Source organism: Blastocatellia bacterium (genome assembly GCA_016713405.1).
Classification (GTDB): domain Bacteria; phylum Acidobacteriota; class Blastocatellia; order Chloracidobacteriales; family JADJPF01; genus JADJPF01.
Genome location: JADJPF010000009.1, coordinates 41122 through 56711 on the forward strand (window position 1 = coordinate 41122; position 15590 = coordinate 56711).

The 15590-nt window shown below is 36.7% G+C and carries 10 protein-coding genes, 25 tRNA genes and 3 pseudogenes; 4 read left to right on the plus strand and 34 right to left on the minus strand.

The window, feature by feature from the left end; all coding sequences use genetic code 11:
- Positions 1–75: 75 nt before the first annotated feature.
- The 4 genes and pseudogenes from IPK14_13275 to IPK14_13290 all read left to right on the plus strand — a co-directional run bounded on the left by IPK14_13275 (position 76) and on the right by IPK14_13290 (position 3384).
- Positions 76–1665: a hypothetical protein gene (locus IPK14_13275; GenBank protein ID MBK7994346.1), complete on the plus strand. Its 1590-nt coding sequence runs from the start codon at positions 76–78 to the stop codon at positions 1663–1665.
- A 6-nt stretch (positions 1666–1671) separates the two neighbouring features.
- A pseudogene (locus tag IPK14_13280) lies at positions 1672–1761 on the plus strand (hypothetical protein).
- Between the two features lie 9 nt (positions 1762–1770).
- A pseudogene (locus IPK14_13285) lies at positions 1771–1887 on the plus strand (hypothetical protein).
- Between the two features lie 27 nt (positions 1888–1914).
- Positions 1915–3384, plus strand: coding sequence for an SUMF1/EgtB/PvdO family nonheme iron enzyme (locus IPK14_13290; GenBank protein ID MBK7994347.1), 1470 nt, complete (start codon positions 1915–1917; stop codon positions 3382–3384).
- 20 nt (positions 3385–3404) lie between these two features.
- On the opposite strand, the gene IPK14_13295 is transcribed toward IPK14_13290, so the two are convergent.
- From IPK14_13295 to IPK14_13460, 34 genes and pseudogenes are all read right to left on the minus strand, one after another.
- Positions 3405–4628, minus strand: coding sequence for a putative peptide maturation dehydrogenase (locus IPK14_13295; protein ID MBK7994348.1), 1224 nt, complete (start codon positions 4626–4628; stop codon positions 3405–3407).
- 161 nt (positions 4629–4789) lie between these two features.
- On the minus strand, positions 4790–5074 hold the full coding sequence (locus tag IPK14_13300) for a hypothetical protein (GenBank protein MBK7994349.1): 285 nt from the start codon (positions 5072–5074) through the stop codon (positions 4790–4792).
- Between the two features lie 489 nt (positions 5075–5563).
- Complete coding sequence (locus tag IPK14_13305; protein MBK7994350.1) at positions 5564–7414, minus strand: hypothetical protein; 1851 nt, start codon at positions 7412–7414, stop codon at positions 5564–5566.
- Positions 7332–7814 (minus strand): hypothetical protein, encoded by a 483-nt coding sequence (locus tag IPK14_13310; GenBank protein MBK7994351.1) that lies wholly within the window; start codon positions 7812–7814, stop codon positions 7332–7334. Before IPK14_13310 ends, IPK14_13305 begins: the two co-directional genes overlap by 83 nt.
- Positions 7815–7925: 111 nt before the next feature.
- Entirely contained in the window at positions 7926–8789 is an 864-nt protein-coding gene (locus IPK14_13315; GenBank protein MBK7994352.1) for a hypothetical protein, read from the minus strand.
- A gap of 76 nt (positions 8790–8865) precedes the next feature.
- On the minus strand, positions 8866–9717 hold the full coding sequence (locus IPK14_13320) for a VWA domain-containing protein (protein ID MBK7994353.1): 852 nt from the start codon (positions 9715–9717) through the stop codon (positions 8866–8868).
- A gap of 102 nt (positions 9718–9819) precedes the next feature.
- Positions 9820–11281: pseudogene (locus IPK14_13325) on the minus strand (VWA domain-containing protein).
- Between the two features lie 281 nt (positions 11282–11562).
- Positions 11563–11627, minus strand: a tRNA-Met gene (locus tag IPK14_13330).
- Positions 11628–12398: 771 nt separating this feature from the next.
- Positions 12399–12599 (minus strand): hypothetical protein, encoded by a 201-nt coding sequence (locus IPK14_13335; protein MBK7994354.1) that lies wholly within the window; start codon positions 12597–12599, stop codon positions 12399–12401.
- 62 nt (positions 12600–12661) lie between these two features.
- The gene (locus IPK14_13340) at positions 12662–13147 is read right to left on the minus strand and encodes an HNH endonuclease (GenBank protein ID MBK7994355.1); all 486 of its coding nucleotides are present in this window, start codon (positions 13145–13147) and stop codon (positions 12662–12664) included.
- Between the two features lie 87 nt (positions 13148–13234).
- A tRNA-Arg gene (locus tag IPK14_13345) sits at positions 13235–13309 on the minus strand.
- Between the two features lie 18 nt (positions 13310–13327).
- Positions 13328–13401, minus strand: a tRNA-His gene (locus tag IPK14_13350).
- A 21-nt stretch (positions 13402–13422) separates the two neighbouring features.
- Positions 13423–13496, minus strand: a tRNA-Pro gene (locus tag IPK14_13355).
- Positions 13497–13644: 148 nt separating this feature from the next.
- A tRNA-Val gene (locus IPK14_13360) sits at positions 13645–13716 on the minus strand.
- A gap of 15 nt (positions 13717–13731) precedes the next feature.
- Positions 13732–13805: transfer RNA gene (locus tag IPK14_13365), tRNA-Gly, on the minus strand.
- A gap of 15 nt (positions 13806–13820) precedes the next feature.
- Positions 13821–13896, minus strand: a tRNA-Thr gene (locus IPK14_13370).
- 22 nt (positions 13897–13918) lie between these two features.
- Positions 13919–13991: transfer RNA gene (locus tag IPK14_13375), tRNA-Thr, on the minus strand.
- Between the two features lie 8 nt (positions 13992–13999).
- A tRNA-Phe gene (locus tag IPK14_13380) sits at positions 14000–14073 on the minus strand.
- A gap of 4 nt (positions 14074–14077) precedes the next feature.
- A tRNA-Ala gene (locus tag IPK14_13385) sits at positions 14078–14149 on the minus strand.
- A 22-nt stretch (positions 14150–14171) separates the two neighbouring features.
- Positions 14172–14245 (minus strand) — tRNA-Asn (locus tag IPK14_13390).
- Positions 14246–14249: 4 nt separating this feature from the next.
- Positions 14250–14321, minus strand: a tRNA-Gln gene (locus IPK14_13395).
- Positions 14322–14337: 16 nt separating this feature from the next.
- A tRNA-Met gene (locus IPK14_13400) sits at positions 14338–14410 on the minus strand.
- Positions 14411–14420: 10 nt separating this feature from the next.
- Positions 14421–14495 (minus strand) — tRNA-Pro (locus tag IPK14_13405).
- 25 nt (positions 14496–14520) lie between these two features.
- Positions 14521–14595, minus strand: a tRNA-Pro gene (locus IPK14_13410).
- A gap of 14 nt (positions 14596–14609) precedes the next feature.
- Positions 14610–14683 (minus strand) — tRNA-Arg (locus tag IPK14_13415).
- Positions 14684–14687: 4 nt separating this feature from the next.
- Positions 14688–14762: transfer RNA gene (locus IPK14_13420), tRNA-Glu, on the minus strand.
- 8 nt (positions 14763–14770) lie between these two features.
- Positions 14771–14845 (minus strand) — tRNA-Ile (locus IPK14_13425).
- A gap of 15 nt (positions 14846–14860) precedes the next feature.
- A tRNA-Gln gene (locus tag IPK14_13430) sits at positions 14861–14934 on the minus strand.
- Positions 14935–15038: 104 nt separating this feature from the next.
- Positions 15039–15113, minus strand: a tRNA-Lys gene (locus tag IPK14_13435).
- 3 nt (positions 15114–15116) lie between these two features.
- Positions 15117–15190: transfer RNA gene (locus tag IPK14_13440), tRNA-Asp, on the minus strand.
- Positions 15191–15200: 10 nt separating this feature from the next.
- Positions 15201–15273, minus strand: a tRNA-Glu gene (locus IPK14_13445).
- Positions 15274–15282: 9 nt separating this feature from the next.
- Positions 15283–15357: transfer RNA gene (locus IPK14_13450), tRNA-Leu, on the minus strand.
- A gap of 80 nt (positions 15358–15437) precedes the next feature.
- Positions 15438–15511 (minus strand) — tRNA-Cys (locus tag IPK14_13455).
- A 3-nt stretch (positions 15512–15514) separates the two neighbouring features.
- A tRNA-Gly gene (locus IPK14_13460) sits at positions 15515–15586 on the minus strand.
- Positions 15587–15590: the final 4 nt, after the last annotated feature.

Here is a 15590-nt window from a genome sequence, read left to right on the forward strand (position 1 = left end):
AGTTTTTCTCCAGAAGATTCAACACTATTTTTTGGAAGAGAAAAAGAAACAGAAAGTTTTCTTAATCGTCTAAGAGTGCAGCCATTATTAGCAGTAGTGGGAGCATCAGGAGCAGGTAAAAGTTCTTTTATCCAAGCAGGAATTGTGGCGAATTTAGATAAAAACTGGAAAATCTTAACAACTCGTCCTAGTATTTCTCCTATCTCTACTTTATCAGCAAAACTTTCTAAACTAGGGCTTGAGCTAACAGACTTAAAATCTGAGTTAGAAAAAGATATAGAGTACCTATCTAAGCTCTTAAGAATGTTTGCGATAGCTAATAGTAGTAAAGTTTTAATAGTAGTAGATCAATTTGAAGAGATCTTTACACTTTGTTTAAACAGACAAGAGCAAAAACTTTATGTTGAAGCATTAGTATCTCTAGCACGTTCAGAAGAAGATCCTATAAGAGTAGTGCTAACAATGAGGGATGATTTTTTAGTTCGTGCCAAAGAATTAAATGCTCTAAAAGATCGTCTTAATCAATCCATAGAAATATTAACAACTCCTGATTCAACACAACTACTTAGAATACTAGTACTTCCAGCTAGACGCATAGGATATGAATTTGAAGATAATGATCTTGCTATAGAAATAGTAAATCAACTAACGGATCAAACTAGCGCGCTACCCTTACTAGCTTTTACTGCTGCAAAACTTTGGGAACAGCGCGATAGCCAGTTTAAGCAACTTCGTCGCAGAAATTATGAAATGCTGGGAGGTGTAGGAGGTGCGCTTGCTCATCATGCTGAAAGTATGCTTCAACAAATGACAAACTTAGAACAATTACTTGTTAGGGAAGCTTTTCGTCATCTTGTAACAAGCCAAGGAACTCGTGCTATTTTAACTCGATTAGAGTTATTACAACTACTAGGAAAAACAAGAGATAGCGAATCAGTAATAGAAAAACTTATACAAGCAAGGCTCTTAGTTGCTACAGAAGGAGAAAAAGGAACAGATCGAATAGAAATTATTCATGAAGCATTGCTATCAACCTGGCCACGTCTAGTTAAATGGAGACAAGAAATGGCAGAAGGTGCAAGACTTCGTGACCAATTGCGAGCAGCAGCCCGACAATGGCAAGAACGACACCGCCCTAAAGGACTACTTTGGCGCGATGAAGTGCTTACAGAATATCAATTATGGCGAAGTTATTACGTAGGCAGATTAACTGATATAGAAGAAGAATTTGTACAAGCAAGTCTTTCAGACGCTAGCCGTACTCAACAAATAAGGCGTGCTTTAGCAATATCTATAATAAGTGTATTACTAATAGCTTCAACAGTCTTGTTTTATCAAAGACAGCAAACAAAACAACAACTCTTAAAAACTTTAGAACTTTATGAAGAAGAAGGCCGACAGCAAATACTAAAGGGAAAACTAGATGGAGCAGCAGTTTACCTTAGTGAAGCCTATGCAAAAGGGGATAATAATTTAGCATTAAAATATATGCTCTCAGTTGCATTGGCAAAAGTAGAAAATCACCCTCCTATCAATTTATCAAATCATACAGATGGGTTAACAATGGCTAGTTTTAGCCCAGATGATAATTTAGTTGCAACTTCCAGCAAAGATAAAACTGCAAGACTGTGGCAAGCAAATGATGGAAAAGAACTTTTGTATTAAAAGGCCATAGAAGACACAATACTATCAAGCAAGTTTAGTTTTGATGGTAAGCTACTTGTAACAGCGAGTTCGGATAAAACAGCAAGACTTTGGAAAGTATCAGATGGAAATCTAGTTGCAGTACTTCAAGGACACACTGAAGCCTTAAAAGGCGCAGAATTTAGCCCTGATGGTAGCCAAATATTAACCTGGAGTTATGACCAAACAGCTAAAATTTGGGATTCTACAACAGGTAAATTATTAAATACTTTGGAAGGGCATACAGGAGCTATTTATACTGCAAGTTATAGTAAAACTGGGAAGTTAATAGCTACTACTTCAGCAGATAAAACAGCTAAAACTTGGGATAGTAGTAGTGGTCAATTAAAACACACGCTAATTGGACATCAAGCAGCAGTAGTAAGCCTTGCTTTTAGCCCAGATGAAAAATTATTAGTAACAGGTAGCACGGATAAAACTGCAAAAATTTGGCGATTACAAGATGGTCAATTACTTAACATACAAATTAGTCATCAATCAGGCGTAACAGACTGTAAATTTAGTCCTGATGGAAAGGAAATTTTAACTACAAGTAATGATACAAAAGCTTATCTTTGGGAAAGTTCTACAGGAAAATTACTTTGGACATTAGAAGGCCATACAGCAGATATAGTAACTGGGGATTTTAGCTTTGATGGAAATTTAATTATTACTAATTCTTATGACAACACTATAAGAATATGGGAAAGAACTACTGGCAAATTCCTTGTAGCATTTGCAGAACATAAAGACTCTGTAGTTGGAGGCTTATTTTCCCATAAAATGGATAAAATACTTAGTGCTAGTGCTGATAAAACGGCAAAAATTTGGCAACTAGAAGTAGAGAAACGCTCCCCTAAAGAAGTAAGTAAAATAGTAGAAGAAAAAGTCCAACTAAAATTAGTAGAAGGAAGATTAATTTCTACCCAACCACCAGTACAAGAATCAGTAAAAGAGGTTGTAAAAGTAGAAGAACATGTAGGAGAAAACCTTTATATAGAAGATTTAGGAGACGGATTAAAGTTAGAGATGTTAAAAATTCAAGCAGGAGAATTTGAAATGGGATCACCTGCTACAGAAAAAGGACACAATGGAGATGAACGACTACATAAAGTGAAAATATCAAAAGATTTTTATATAGGAAGATATGAAGTAACACAAACTCAATGGAAAGCAATAGCAGGCTTACCTACAATAAATATACCTCTTAAATCAGATCCTTCCAGATTTAAAGGAGATAATTTACCAGTAGAAAATATAAGTTGGCATGAAGTTGTAGAATTTTGCGCAAGGCTATCAAAATTAGCGGGAAAACAATATCGTTTACCAACAGAAGCAGAATGGGAATATGTGGCAAGAGCGGGTAACAAGAGTGAATATCCAGACAATTTAGAAGAAGTAGCTTGGTTTGAAAAAAACTCTGGCGGTAAAACACATATTGTAGGACAAAGGAAAGCAAACCCTTGGGGTTTATATGATATGTTTGGAAATGTTTATGAATGGTGTTCAGATTGGTATGGAGATTATCCAACTACAGAAATTGTGGATCCAAGTGGGGCAACATCTGGGGCAACCCGTGTTGGTCGTGGTTGTAGTTGGCTTAATCCAACTGTTTATTGTCGCTCAGCATATCGACTTTATGGCTCACCAAATACACGTAACAATTTCTTAGGACTGCGTTTAGTGATGGTGCCAAAGTAACTTTATTAGCTTTTTTAATGCTAATCACTTAAATTTGGTGGAAAAACTTCTGTATATACAGGATCTAACCCTATGGATTCTTCTAGTCCTATACCACAACCGCATATAAGAAGAGGGCTTTCTGAATAAGGGTCTAGCCTTAAGTGTTCTTCTATATTGGCGGTATTAATTGCACCTGTAACAAAAGAACCAAGTTTAAAGTAAGAACATGCTAAATAAAATGTTTGGCTTAAATGCGCACAATCCATATAAAGAACAGGATATGCTTTAGGATGTCGCCTATATTTCCAGTAATTGCGATAAAATCTTGCAGTCATTATGCAAAGGGCTGAAGACAAACGAGGATAGGATTGTCCTGCTGTAAATTCATTAGCTAGTTCTCTAGCTTCTGCCATAGATTTGTACTCAATAGCATTTAACTTATGTTCTTCTGTATCATAATGATAAATGCCAGGAGTAATTTCTTCTATATTTATTACTAATACATAAGCTTCTATTGGGTGAAGACCTCCTCCAGAAGGGCTTGTTCGTTTTATTCCCCATATATCTTCATAAACATGAGCTTTTCCTTGACAACCAAAAACTGTATAAAGCAACTTTGAAAATACTTCTTGGGATATTGATACTTGATCATCAAACTCTCGGCAAGTACGACGATTTTTAAGAAGTTGTAAAAAAGGATCTTTATCAACAAACTCTTTTTTTAAAGGAAGTGTTTGTGTTCCTTTGATTTGAGTATCTTTTAATTTATGAAAGTGTTCTGGAGGCTTGCCATGTTCACTTACAAATTTAGAAAGTATTTTTGGTGAGAGAAATTTCCTCTTTGAAAGTTCTTGTAAATTTGTTGGGATGTTTCTATCTGAATGAAAATCTTTCCATTTATTAAGGAAGTGATAAATTGCTGCATAAACATTCCATTGCTCTTGGTAAAGCTTTTGCTCTCTACGAAGATATTCTTTATAAATTTCACTATCATCATCAACAAGAAGTAGTCCAATAGATGCTAATCTTAATATGTCAGATATTTCTGACTTTTCAATGTTTGTCCATTCTGAACTACTAAAACTTAGAAAAACTTCCAGATCCTTTTTTTCAATAGCACAAGGTTTTCCATAAATAGCCGATAATGCCCAAATTGTTGTAGCTTTCTTTGTTGAAAGCTGTCCTTGCAAAAAGGCATTCAAATCAGGGATTATATTGTCTTCTGCATAAAAAAAAACAAAAGAACTTCTACGGCTTCGCATATTACTCCAGTCATTTAACTTATATTATTTAGCAAAATTATGAATTGGAAGGTCTTGTAAAAATCTTAAACTTAATCTTTGAGTAAAAAAGCTTTTATATTAATCATATTATTAATATAAAAGCCTTTTCAAAGTAAGAAAAAATACCAAAGAAGAACGAATTAACCAAAAAAGATTAAATTATCACTTAAGGCTGTATTAAGTTTAACCATACCATCTGAAGTTGTTGAAAGCGGACTAGTTTGTAAGCTGTTAAGAAAGTCATTTATTTTATCTTTAGGAGGAACTGTTACAGATACTCCATTTTCTAATACAACACCATATTTTTGCAAAGTAGTATGTGGATCTGAAGCAAATTCTTGACGAAATTGATCATCATTTGCTAGCTTATTAAACATTTCCATTACAAGCTGAGTATTTGCGGTTGAATCAAAAGAAATTCTCATATTTGCCCTCTATCTTTCATTAGTTTTACTCTATAAAATAAGCAGTTTAAGTGTTTTTAAGTTTTGAAAATATCAAAATTTACAAATACAATAAAACCAATATATTACTAAGTTGTGGTGAATCAATAAATGAACAAAATTGACTAAAATACTGTAAAATCTGACCCTAACAAACACTTACAATTTTACTTAATAAATAGTGTTTATCTATCGGCCATATTACACAATTATTATTGTAATGACAAGAGACAGTATAAACTTGTTAAATTTGAATCAGTTTGGTTATTTTAGAGGATTTAGTTTTGCATAATATAATTTAAGGCTGAACTTTGAAAAAGTTTGTGAATAAAGCTTCGATTTTTTGATAATTGGTATTTATGAAAAAATTGTAAAAATTTTGGTCAAGAAAGTTTTCAAAAATAAAATAATTAAATAAAAATAAAACTAATGACTTGTATTAGCTTATTTTACTTATTTTATAAACACTTTTTATTTTGGGGACTCATCTAATAAAAATTTTTTGCCTTCTAAAACATCAGTTTCAGTTATAGAAAAATCAAAGGTTTTTTCTTCAGTCTGGATTTTATATGGGCTAACGGCTTTTACCTCTGAATATTTTTGCTCACCAACTGCATAAGGTAAAATAATAGTAAAATTACCTTCGTTATCTGTTTTTGTAGAATCAGTATAAGTTATTCTTCTTTTGGATTTGGTTTCTAATCTAGCAAAAATTTTAACAATAGAATTAGGTTTACTTTGGCCTTTAATTTCTGCTCCAGCAACATATTCATAAATCATTACATAAGGACGATCTAAATTAGGATATTTTGCTTCTGCCTCATCTACTAACCTAAAATGTCTTAAAGCCGCTTGGCCGTTGGGAATGCTATCATTAAGTAACTTAGTAAATAAACTATTTTCTGGATTTAGGTTTTGAATTTTGGCAGTTTCTTCACTATTTCTATCTAATGGCAAAGCGGTTATCTTAGTTTGCTCAAGATTTTGAGGTGTTATAACAACATAGCGAACTTTTCGCTTTTCTATCAGTTTTATTGATTCTTCAGGCGGATTAACAAAAATTAATGAACCATCTCTAATGCCTTCTCTTGCTAATTTCATATGCCCAAGAGGTGCGCCAACAACAGGTCTTTTTCCAACAACCATTAACCAATTGCCATGATCCCAAGAAACAACAACTCCATAATCTGTTTTTTCATTTCCAGTCACACTAGTTTTAGGAGTATTTTGATCTAGCCAAATTAAGCTAGGATAAAAGTTTACAAACCCATTATTTTCTTGTGGTAATACAATTGTTGAATTAAAACTTATTTGTGCTAAATAAGGGTATAACATCAACAAAATAACCGTTGCAAAAGCTAGCTGTTTAATAGTTTGTTGTGATTTATTTGCTTGAGCAACCTTTTCTACAACAAATTTATTAAAAAATTCTTCAACAGCAAAACCTACAGTTAAACAAAAAGGAAAAATAAACAAAGTAGCAAATCTAATATGTAATATTGCCAAACTTGATGTAGCCAAAACCATAGCCCCAAGAGCTAAAAAGCCTGTAGATTCTTTCCATCCTTTTTTTATTACTAAAACTGTTGCTACAGGCCAAACTAAAATAAATCCAGAATAAGCCCCAATAATTGCTATTAAAGGTAATTTCCATAAAGGAGTATCTTCTTTGATCATTGCTATCATTGGATCTGATTTAAGAATAAACCCTGATACACCAGCAATTAAAAAAGCTCCAATACTTTTCCATTCTAAAAAAATAAGACCTACTAAAGATATACTAAGAGAAATAATTATTAATTTTGTTGAAATAGTAGGAAAAATTGTTGTTTTACTACGAAGAAACCATAAAAAAGCTAAAGTAGCCAAATAAAACACAAAAGATGCTAACCAACAAAGTCCTAAGCTAGGGTTAATTTCTCCAGGATCCGCAATATGTGTAACAACAAATGGTAAGAGAAAAAATAATGGAGCAATAAAAACAAATATTTGAATTAAAAGTATATTAAATCTACAGGATGGGTCTTTCCATTTATTCAGTATTTGTACTAATAAAATAAAACAATGAAATCCAATTAAAACTGGTAAAGCATTGGTAAATAAGATGCCTAGAGCAATGCTGGTGCCTGCATAAAAAGCATTTCTTTTTGCTAAAGCTAAATTATCATCTAAGTTTTTGCTAGCATTTAAGTAAAAAAATAAATATAAAGCTATAAAAAATGTTTCAAAAACATGGTGATCAATTACACCTAAAAAAGTAATATTCCATAGGCAGTAATGATAAAATAACAGCCGCCCATAATCCCATGCTTTTTTGTCCAAGATTAATACCAATAAAATAAGCAAGACAAGGAATAAATGCTGCAAATAAAGGTGTTGTTAGACAAGCAATTGCTACTATCCACCATTCATTAGCTTGACCTAAAGTAATTATTTTTATAAGTAGCGCGTTAATAGCTGCAAATCCAAAAGGAAGATGTACAGGACAACCTATAGGAAAATTTACATAATAATCTATGTCTGGAGATGAAAAATTATGATTTACTAGGTATGCAATACGCCGTGCCATATAAAAAGAATCAACTGCCCTAGGGAAAATCCCAAAATCTGTTACAACGGCTCTAAAATTGCGGATATAAAGCAGAAATGTTACAAAATAAATTAGCGGCCAAAATTTGGAATAATTAGTATTTTTACTAGCATTAACTGAGTCAAGCGACATAGATTTATAATCCTATAACAAGCTGTTTTGGCTAAGAATTGCAAGATAACACAATTAGCCCAGCGATAAATCACTGGGCTAATTTCAAATGTCGCCAACCAAAATATAAGCTTAGTCTCTTTGTTCCATAACTTTAACTAGTGATTGCAAATCAAAATCACGGTCACGACCGCTTAAACAAATACCAGAGCTAAGAACAGTTAAATCTTGTTTAGAAATAGCAGAAGTATGACGTTGACCATCTTTTGTTGTCCAATCTATTAGCCAATGGTCGCCACGATCCCGTAAATGCTTTAGCGAAGCCTCACCACCTAGTTTTAATGCTTTTTGCAGCCGCACTTCATCATTATTTTGCTGTGCTAATAATCTGACTCTTTCAGCTTGTTTTTCTTTTTCTACAATAAGACTAAAAGTTAGACTGTAAGTTGTACGCATTTCTGGAGTTAGATTAGCAAATTGCAAGTCTTTAATAACAGTTTTTTTACGTAGGGCTTCACTCAATTCTTCAGCAATTATTGGGTCTGAACCTCGGTCAATATCTTCAAACCAAAAAGCCCCTCCACTAAAACGAGCTAGCACTTGCTCAAATTGAGTTGCATCTGTAACTAAGTTAATTGCTATAGGTTTAACAACTTTTAATCTTTGAAACATATCAGCTTCATTAACTGGATAAGCAAGCCAGGTTTGTGATTGTAGTTGATAAGCCAAACGCACACGAAAAAGCTTAAAAAGCTGTAAATATTCGCTAATCATTGGCAAACTAGCTTCTTCTACAACTTCAGCAATGCTTTCATTTACTGGTTGAAAAACTGCCCAACCAATAAAATCCATTGGTCGAGGAGTAAATTTATAAACTAGTCCAGCTACTCTAGTTTGTACTTTACCCCCTAAAACACAAGGAGCAAGAAACTGTGTTTTACACAATTCTTGCTCCTGCTCCTTAAGCTGGAGTATTAATTTCTTTACATTAATCATTATTTGCTCCAGTTAAAAAATGAATTTACTAGCGATGTTAGCAAAAATGTTGGCTCTTTATGATCTACAAAGAGTTCTATTGGCTTTTTGTCTTTTTAACAGCATATTTGTCTAAAAATCCACGTCTACCCAATCGACCAATTGCAGAAACTACTTGTAAGCGTGGAGAAGCCAAACCGTCAGCTATCTCTTGGACATTAATTTCTTTTGACTTGTCCACTTGTTCTAAAACTAACTTGTCAAACAAGATGTTTTGAAATTCACTATCTAGCACGTTTTTGATTTCCTTTAATACTTCATCAATCTTGCTAGATTGGCTGCAATGTCCACCTGTACCATTAGCAACTTCTGTAAAAGCTCCTAAAGTAAATTTACAGTTAGTCATAGAAATTGCATAAAGTGTAACGCGCTTTTCTTCAGCAAGTGCTGCAACGCTTTTACCAGTTAAACCACAAGGACAAAGTTCAGGCCAGCTATCACCCACATTTTTTACCTTATTAATTACATTAAGTTCGTTTATTTCTTCTAATTGGAAACCGTGTGGAGGAGCATCACCAACTAAAATAGCAAATCTACAGCTATGATCACGCCAAGACATTTGTTTACAAGCTGCTGCTAAACCGTCATAAACTGCTTCTGCCTGGTCGCCACCGCCATCAGCTTTTAAGGCTTGAATAGACTTTTGCATTTTTGCTAAATCCTTGGTTAAAGCATAGGTTTTAACTACAAATGATCTATCTTGTGGAGGATGGTCACGATATTCAACTAATCCAACTTGCCAATCTAGCCCGTTGATTGCTCCTAATGTGCTAATCATATTCAATAGGTGTTGTTTAGCCGCTTGAATAAAACTAGACATACTTCCTGTTGTATCAATTACAAAGCAAATATCTACTTGATTTAATTGTGTATTTAATGTTGTTTTCATGACTTCCTCCCAGAAAACTACTGGGAGTTTCTGCTATCTTGGCGACAAGGTTGATTGGCTATGGTGGCAGAGTCTAGCAAGATAAGCGATACTCCCAGAATCTTAAGCTATCTGTAGTTGTCGGATAGGTTGTTTGTTAACTCTAGTAGGCAATGGCATTGCTAGAATCTCCATTAACAATTCTAACCGAGAAGGTCGTGCTAAAAGTGGCACGATGTTTGGCAAGAGAGTAGTAGTCACCCTTAAAAGTCAAAGTGTCAAAAGTTACTCTGTTTTGTTGTAATTGAGTTTCTAAGTAATCGCTAGGATGTCCTAACTTTACAATGATTATGTTTGGCATTACTTTTAGCTCTTCGCAGTAACGCTTATAAGCATCCATAAAGTAAGGCGCGGTGTTTTCACCCTCGTCAGTTACAATAATAAACTGCTCAACAACTTGCTTTCTTAGTCGCATTGTTTCAACAGGTGCGCCAATGCTAGTGCTACCAGTTGGGTAAATGTGCTGGAAAGCCTTGTCCCAGTGAGTTAGCTCTTTACCTTCGGCTACAATTGGATAAGCTAAAGTGTCAAAAGCATAAACAAACAAACTTCCTTGACTAATACCAGAAACTAAAGCAGCAATCTGCTTACCAGCTTCAATTGCTGTAGTCATACTGCTACTTTTGTCTACTAGCAAACCTGTAGATTTAGTAATCTGACCACGTTTTGCAACTTGTTGGTTAACAATATCCTCTAGCCGAGCAACTGTTTCTTGGTCTAGCTGTGTTACTTCAGCAGCCTTTACAGCCTTAAAAGCAGATACCCGATTAGATTGAGTTGCTTTTGTTAACTTACTATCAATTAACTGCTTAACATCCTTGTGGTCAAAAGCACCACGAGATTTTAAAGAGTTAAGGTTGTTGATTACCTCTTGAGGTGTCATTGCATTTACTAAAGCAACAAACACGGCTGGGGTAATTTGTTTAATTGCACCAATTGCAATTGTGTAAGGAATATTTTGTTCAACAATTAATTGAGCTTGTTCTGCTGCACTGTTAGCTTTTGCTAATTTCTTGATCATAAAAGCGATAGTGTCAGCAGGTGGATTGTCCTTAAATAAAATTGCGTCTGCACGCTCACTAGGTCTTATATGCAAGCTAGCATAGAGGTGTTTCATTGCCTTACGCGCTCTAATTGCAGCACGGTCAAAAAACACTGTGTTTTTCTCGCGCTCTTGCAAGTAGCCTTTTACAGCAGTTCTAGTTGAACGTGGCAGCTTACCAGATTGCTTTTTCATAAAGTCCACAATACGGGAAACCTCGTAAGGTGGGAATTGTTGTAGCAACATAAAACCTGCGTCCCGATGTTCAGTTAACTTGCTGGAAAGCAAATTAGCTACAAAAACTTCTTTATGGTCGCGTACATCGCCATTAGCTTGATACCATACAGCTAAATGACCATAAAAAATTGGGTCAAGTTCAATGAAATCTTTATGCAATGCTGCTACTTGTTCTAACTGCCGATGTGGAGTAGTAAGCAAACTGTTTAACATTTCTAGTCTAAGATCACGCTCAAAAGCACGCATTGGATCACCTCCTTCTAAAAATAAAGAGAATAGATTTTTCTATTTTGTGTAAGTTATAAAAGCTGTTTTAGATTGGCTACAAAAGCAGGAGTTGAACCCGCCACCTACAGTGTTGAAGACTGTCGCTCTACCGAATGAGCTATTTTGTATGTAAGCTTTAATAGTTAGGACACAAAATAGAAAACTTGTGAAAAAATTCTTAGAGCCTATAAAATAGCCTTAGAATTTTTAATAACTTGTAGGGATTTGCTGTCTTGTATAAGTTGCAAAAACTGTTTTGAGTATACGTGGGAATCGAACCCACAATACACAGCTTATGATGCTGTTGCTCTACCATTGAGCGAGTATGTAAGTTTTTCCTATAAGGATACAAGACAGCAAAACTTATTTAATTTCAGTAATATACGGCCAGTCATAATATTATCGTGTAAGTTGTCAAAGCCTTTTTTTGCCATCTACCCGCCATAAGTTTTTGGGGCGGGTTTTAGGAATCGAACCTAAGTTATAACTAATTTGCAGTTAGTTTGTAGTATGTAAGCTTTAATGATTAGGACACGTTTTGATTATGCTTGCCCGTATATTACTGATAGTGAATAATTTATTGCTTCACGTAAGTTGAAAAAGCTGTTCGTTTCACCATATTCTGATTCTAAGTCAGACGTGTTTGTAAGCTTTATCTATCAGGACATGAAGCAAGAAATCTCGGTAAAATCTAAATATTTTTCTTTCTTAAAAGGGTTTTTTGTTCTGCACAAGTTGAAAAAGCTATCTTTCACGAGTTGCTCTACCATTGAGCTACGGCCCCATAAGAGTTTTAGACGGAGCCGACAGGATTTGAACCTGCAACCTTCTGATTAACAGTCAGTAGTGTGTGTAAGCTTCACCGATTAGGGTGCAGAACAAAACTTTATAAATAAGTAAATAAAAACTTAATCTTTTATTTACTTGCTTTACACAAGTTATAAAAGCTTTTTGCACAAATTATGCTGCGTCTGCCATTTCGCCATAAAAGCTAAGGTGCTTTTAGCGGGAGTCGAACCCACAATGAGCTAATGCCCGGCATATCCTTAAATAGTGTGTAGGCTTTTATTATTGGGGTGCAAAGCAAGCTTAACACTTACCCATAAACCGCTTCAGGTCTGATAATGAAGTCACCATTTTGTGTACGGTCTACAACATATTGATTAAAGCGATTAGCTGGAATATTAAAATGTCTTGCCAATTGCTGTTTGATTTCTTGATCACTCATTTTATTGGTTAACTGAATTTGTTCAGGACGCAAATCATAAGAGCGACCTTCAAAACGTACATGGAGCATTTTACTTCCTCCTTTTCTAAGTTTTGCAAAAATGTTGGGTTAGGCGACTAACCCAACAAAAATCAGGCAATGTTAGTCTCTAGCTCAGGTAAACATAGGTACTTACGCCATTCTGGACGACCTTCTATAGCACTGCGTAGAGCAGCCTTTTCTAGTCCATAGTAGAATGCACTAGGATGAGCTAACAGCGGCATTCTTGCTTCATCTGGTGTACGGTCGCCTTTGCGCTGGTTACAAGGAAAACAAGCTGCACAAAGGTTTTCTGGGTCAGTTGTTCCACCTCTAGCGCGTGGGATGATGTGATCCAAGGTTAACTCAAAGTGTGTACCCTTAAGGCCACAGTATTGACAACGGAAACGGTCACGCATCAAGATAGCAAGACGTTTGCTAGCAGAACGACGTTGGCGAACACGTACATCTATATAATTTTTTAGCCGAACTACTGAAGGAGCAGCAAAGCTAAAACTTGGAGAACGTAGTTTACTGTCTCCGTCAAGCTCTACAACTTCAGCAGAATCTTTCCAAACTAGGCGAACTGCTCGAGGCATACTTATAACACCTAATGCCTCGTAGGAAGCGTTCAACAAAAGGACTCGACGCATTATCAACATAAGATTACCCTCCGCAAAATTTAATGAACCGGGTAGGACTTAAACCCACGACCTGTTGATTCGTAATCAACCGCTCTAATTCTTCTGAGCTACCGGCCCGGAAAAAACTTTTTTCTAAGGCGAAAGAAGGGACTCGAACCCTCTCCATTCGGGCCACAACCGAACGCTCTGCCGCTTAAGCTACAATCGCCATAAATTAAATGTTTATTTAGTCGAGATGAAAGGATTTGAACCTTTGACCTCACGGCCCCGAACCGTGCGCTCTACCAGTCTGAGCCACATCCCGTTAATTGAGCTATCTATAATTTCTACTAGCCAAATACCTAATCGTAGACCTGCAAATATAAGGGATAAGTGTTCTAACCAGTTTGCTCCTGCTAAATAAAGCCAAATTAATACCCAGAACATATATTTGTCCTCTACTTTTAGTTTAATAGTCGGAGTCGGGTTTGAACCGACGACCCTCGGTTTGTAAGACCGATGCTCTCCCGCTGAGCTACCCGACTAAGCATTTTGTGTGAAGTGGGCGACGAGAATCGAACTCGCTACATTCAGTTTGGAAGACTGACACTCTGCCTTAATGAGTTACACCCACATAAATTTTAGAATCTGGTGCCGACGCTGAGACTTTAACTCAGAACCTATCGCTTACAAGGCGATTGCTCTAACGCTTGAGCTACGCCGGCTAATAAATCTAATAAATCTAAGTGCCAATGACAGGAATTGAACCTGTGACCTTCTGCTTACCATGCAGACGCTCTTCCAACTAAGCTACACCGGCAAAATTGATGGTCAGGAGTGGAATTGAACCACCGACACACGGATTTTCAATCCGTTGCTACTACCAACTGAGCTACCCGACCAAAATGGATCGACTGAGACTTGAACTCAGACACCTGGCGTGCAAAACCAGTATGCTCCCCTTAACATCACCGACCCTAGAATTTACAAAATTTGAAGACTACGAAGGCGGGGGTCGAACCCGCAAACCATTCGCTTAACAGGCGAACGCTCTACCAGTTGAGCTACTTCGTAACAACTGCGAAGCTAGGACTCGAACCTAGTTCCCTTGAGTCAAAGTCAAGTGTGCTGCCAATTACACCACTTCGCATTAAACTAAAACTTGATGGCTGAAGGCGGAATTGAACCGCCGACCGAACGCTTATGAGACGTTTGCTCTACCTACTGAGCTATTCAGCCAAGTTATTGATCGGGATGACTGGATTTGAACCAGCGACCTCACGCACCCCAAGCGTGCGCTCTTCACAAACTGAGCTACACCCCGTTTTTTGCTAACAAGAAAAATGTGATCGGGGTAAAAGGATTTGAACCTTTGGCCTCACGCGCCCAAAGCGTGCGCTCTTCACAGACTGAGCTACACCCCGAAAAGTTAAAAGAACGAAACCGGCAGGACTTGAACCTGCGACAATGAGTTTAGAAGACTCATGCCTGATCCTTCTGAGCTACGGTTCCAAAACAGGGCATATGGGATTTGAACCCATGATTTTCACGTTGAGGGTGTGACGGCTTAAGCCAGCTTGCCTAATGCCCCAAATTTGATGGATCTGAATGGAATCGAACCATTAACCTTACGCTTATCAAGCGTATGCTCTAATCCGGTTGAGCTACAGATCCTAAAGGTTTTACTAACTGCGGCGGTAGGAGTCGAACCCACATAATCTTGGTTCAGAGCCAAGTGCCTTTACCAATTCGGCTACACCGCAAAATGTTGCAATGATTGAACTTAGATCGCAGGACTAGGACTTGCACCTAGATAATGGGAATATGAACCCCATGAGCAACTCTTACTCCATCCTGCAAAAATTAATGAGCTAGACAGGATTTGAACCTGCAACTCCCGGCTTAAAAGGCCGGTACTCATTCCAATTTGAGTTTCTAGCCCATACGGAACCGACGGGACTTGAACCCGCGACCTTTGGATTGACAATCCAACGTGCTAGCCAACTACACCACGGCTCCAACGTAATGATAGGGTGTACGGGATTTGAACCCGTGATTACCAGCTTGAAAGACTGGCGGCTTAACCGCTTGCCTAACACCCCATTTAAAGATACTGGAAGAGGGATTTGAACCCTCACAAAACGGATTTTAAGTCCGCCGCGTTTACCAAGTTACACCATTCCAGCAAAAGAAGTTTTTGAGTGAGAGAAAATTTTAAGTTGTCAAATAACTTGCTAAATAGTTGCTTTAAGAGTTATTTAGCAAAAGCACACGGTCGGAATCGAACCGACGATGATAGGTTTTGCAGACCTACGCCTTACCCGTCTTGGCTACGCGTGCAAATGCGAGCGATGAGAATCGAACTCACGTCTCAAGTATGGCAAACTCGTATTCTAGCCACTGAACTACACTCGCAATT

Bases quoted from the DNA above. Each gene is read 5' to 3' on its own strand.
- IPK14_13300 (MBK7994349.1), bottom strand. From the start codon at position 5,074: ATGAGAATTTCTTTTGATTCAACCGCAAATACTCAGCTTGTAATGGAA.
- IPK14_13340 (MBK7994355.1), bottom strand. From the start codon at position 13,147: ATGCCTCGAGCAGTTCGCCTAGTTTGGAAAGATTCTGCTGAAGTTGTA.
- IPK14_13320 (MBK7994353.1), bottom strand. From the start codon at position 9,717: ATGAAAACAACATTAAATACACAATTAAATCAAGTAGATATTTGCTTT.
- IPK14_13310 (MBK7994351.1), bottom strand. From the start codon at position 7,814: ATGTCGCTTGACTCAGTTAATGCTAGTAAAAATACTAATTATTCCAAA.
- IPK14_13315 (MBK7994352.1), bottom strand. From the start codon at position 8,789: ATGATTAATGTAAAGAAATTAATACTCCAGCTTAAGGAGCAGGAGCAA.
- IPK14_13295 (MBK7994348.1), bottom strand. From the start codon at position 4,628: ATGCGAAGCCGTAGAAGTTCTTTTGTTTTTTTTTATGCAGAAGACAAT.
- IPK14_13335 (MBK7994354.1), bottom strand. From the start codon at position 12,599: ATGCTCCATGTACGTTTTGAAGGTCGCTCTTATGATTTGCGTCCTGAA.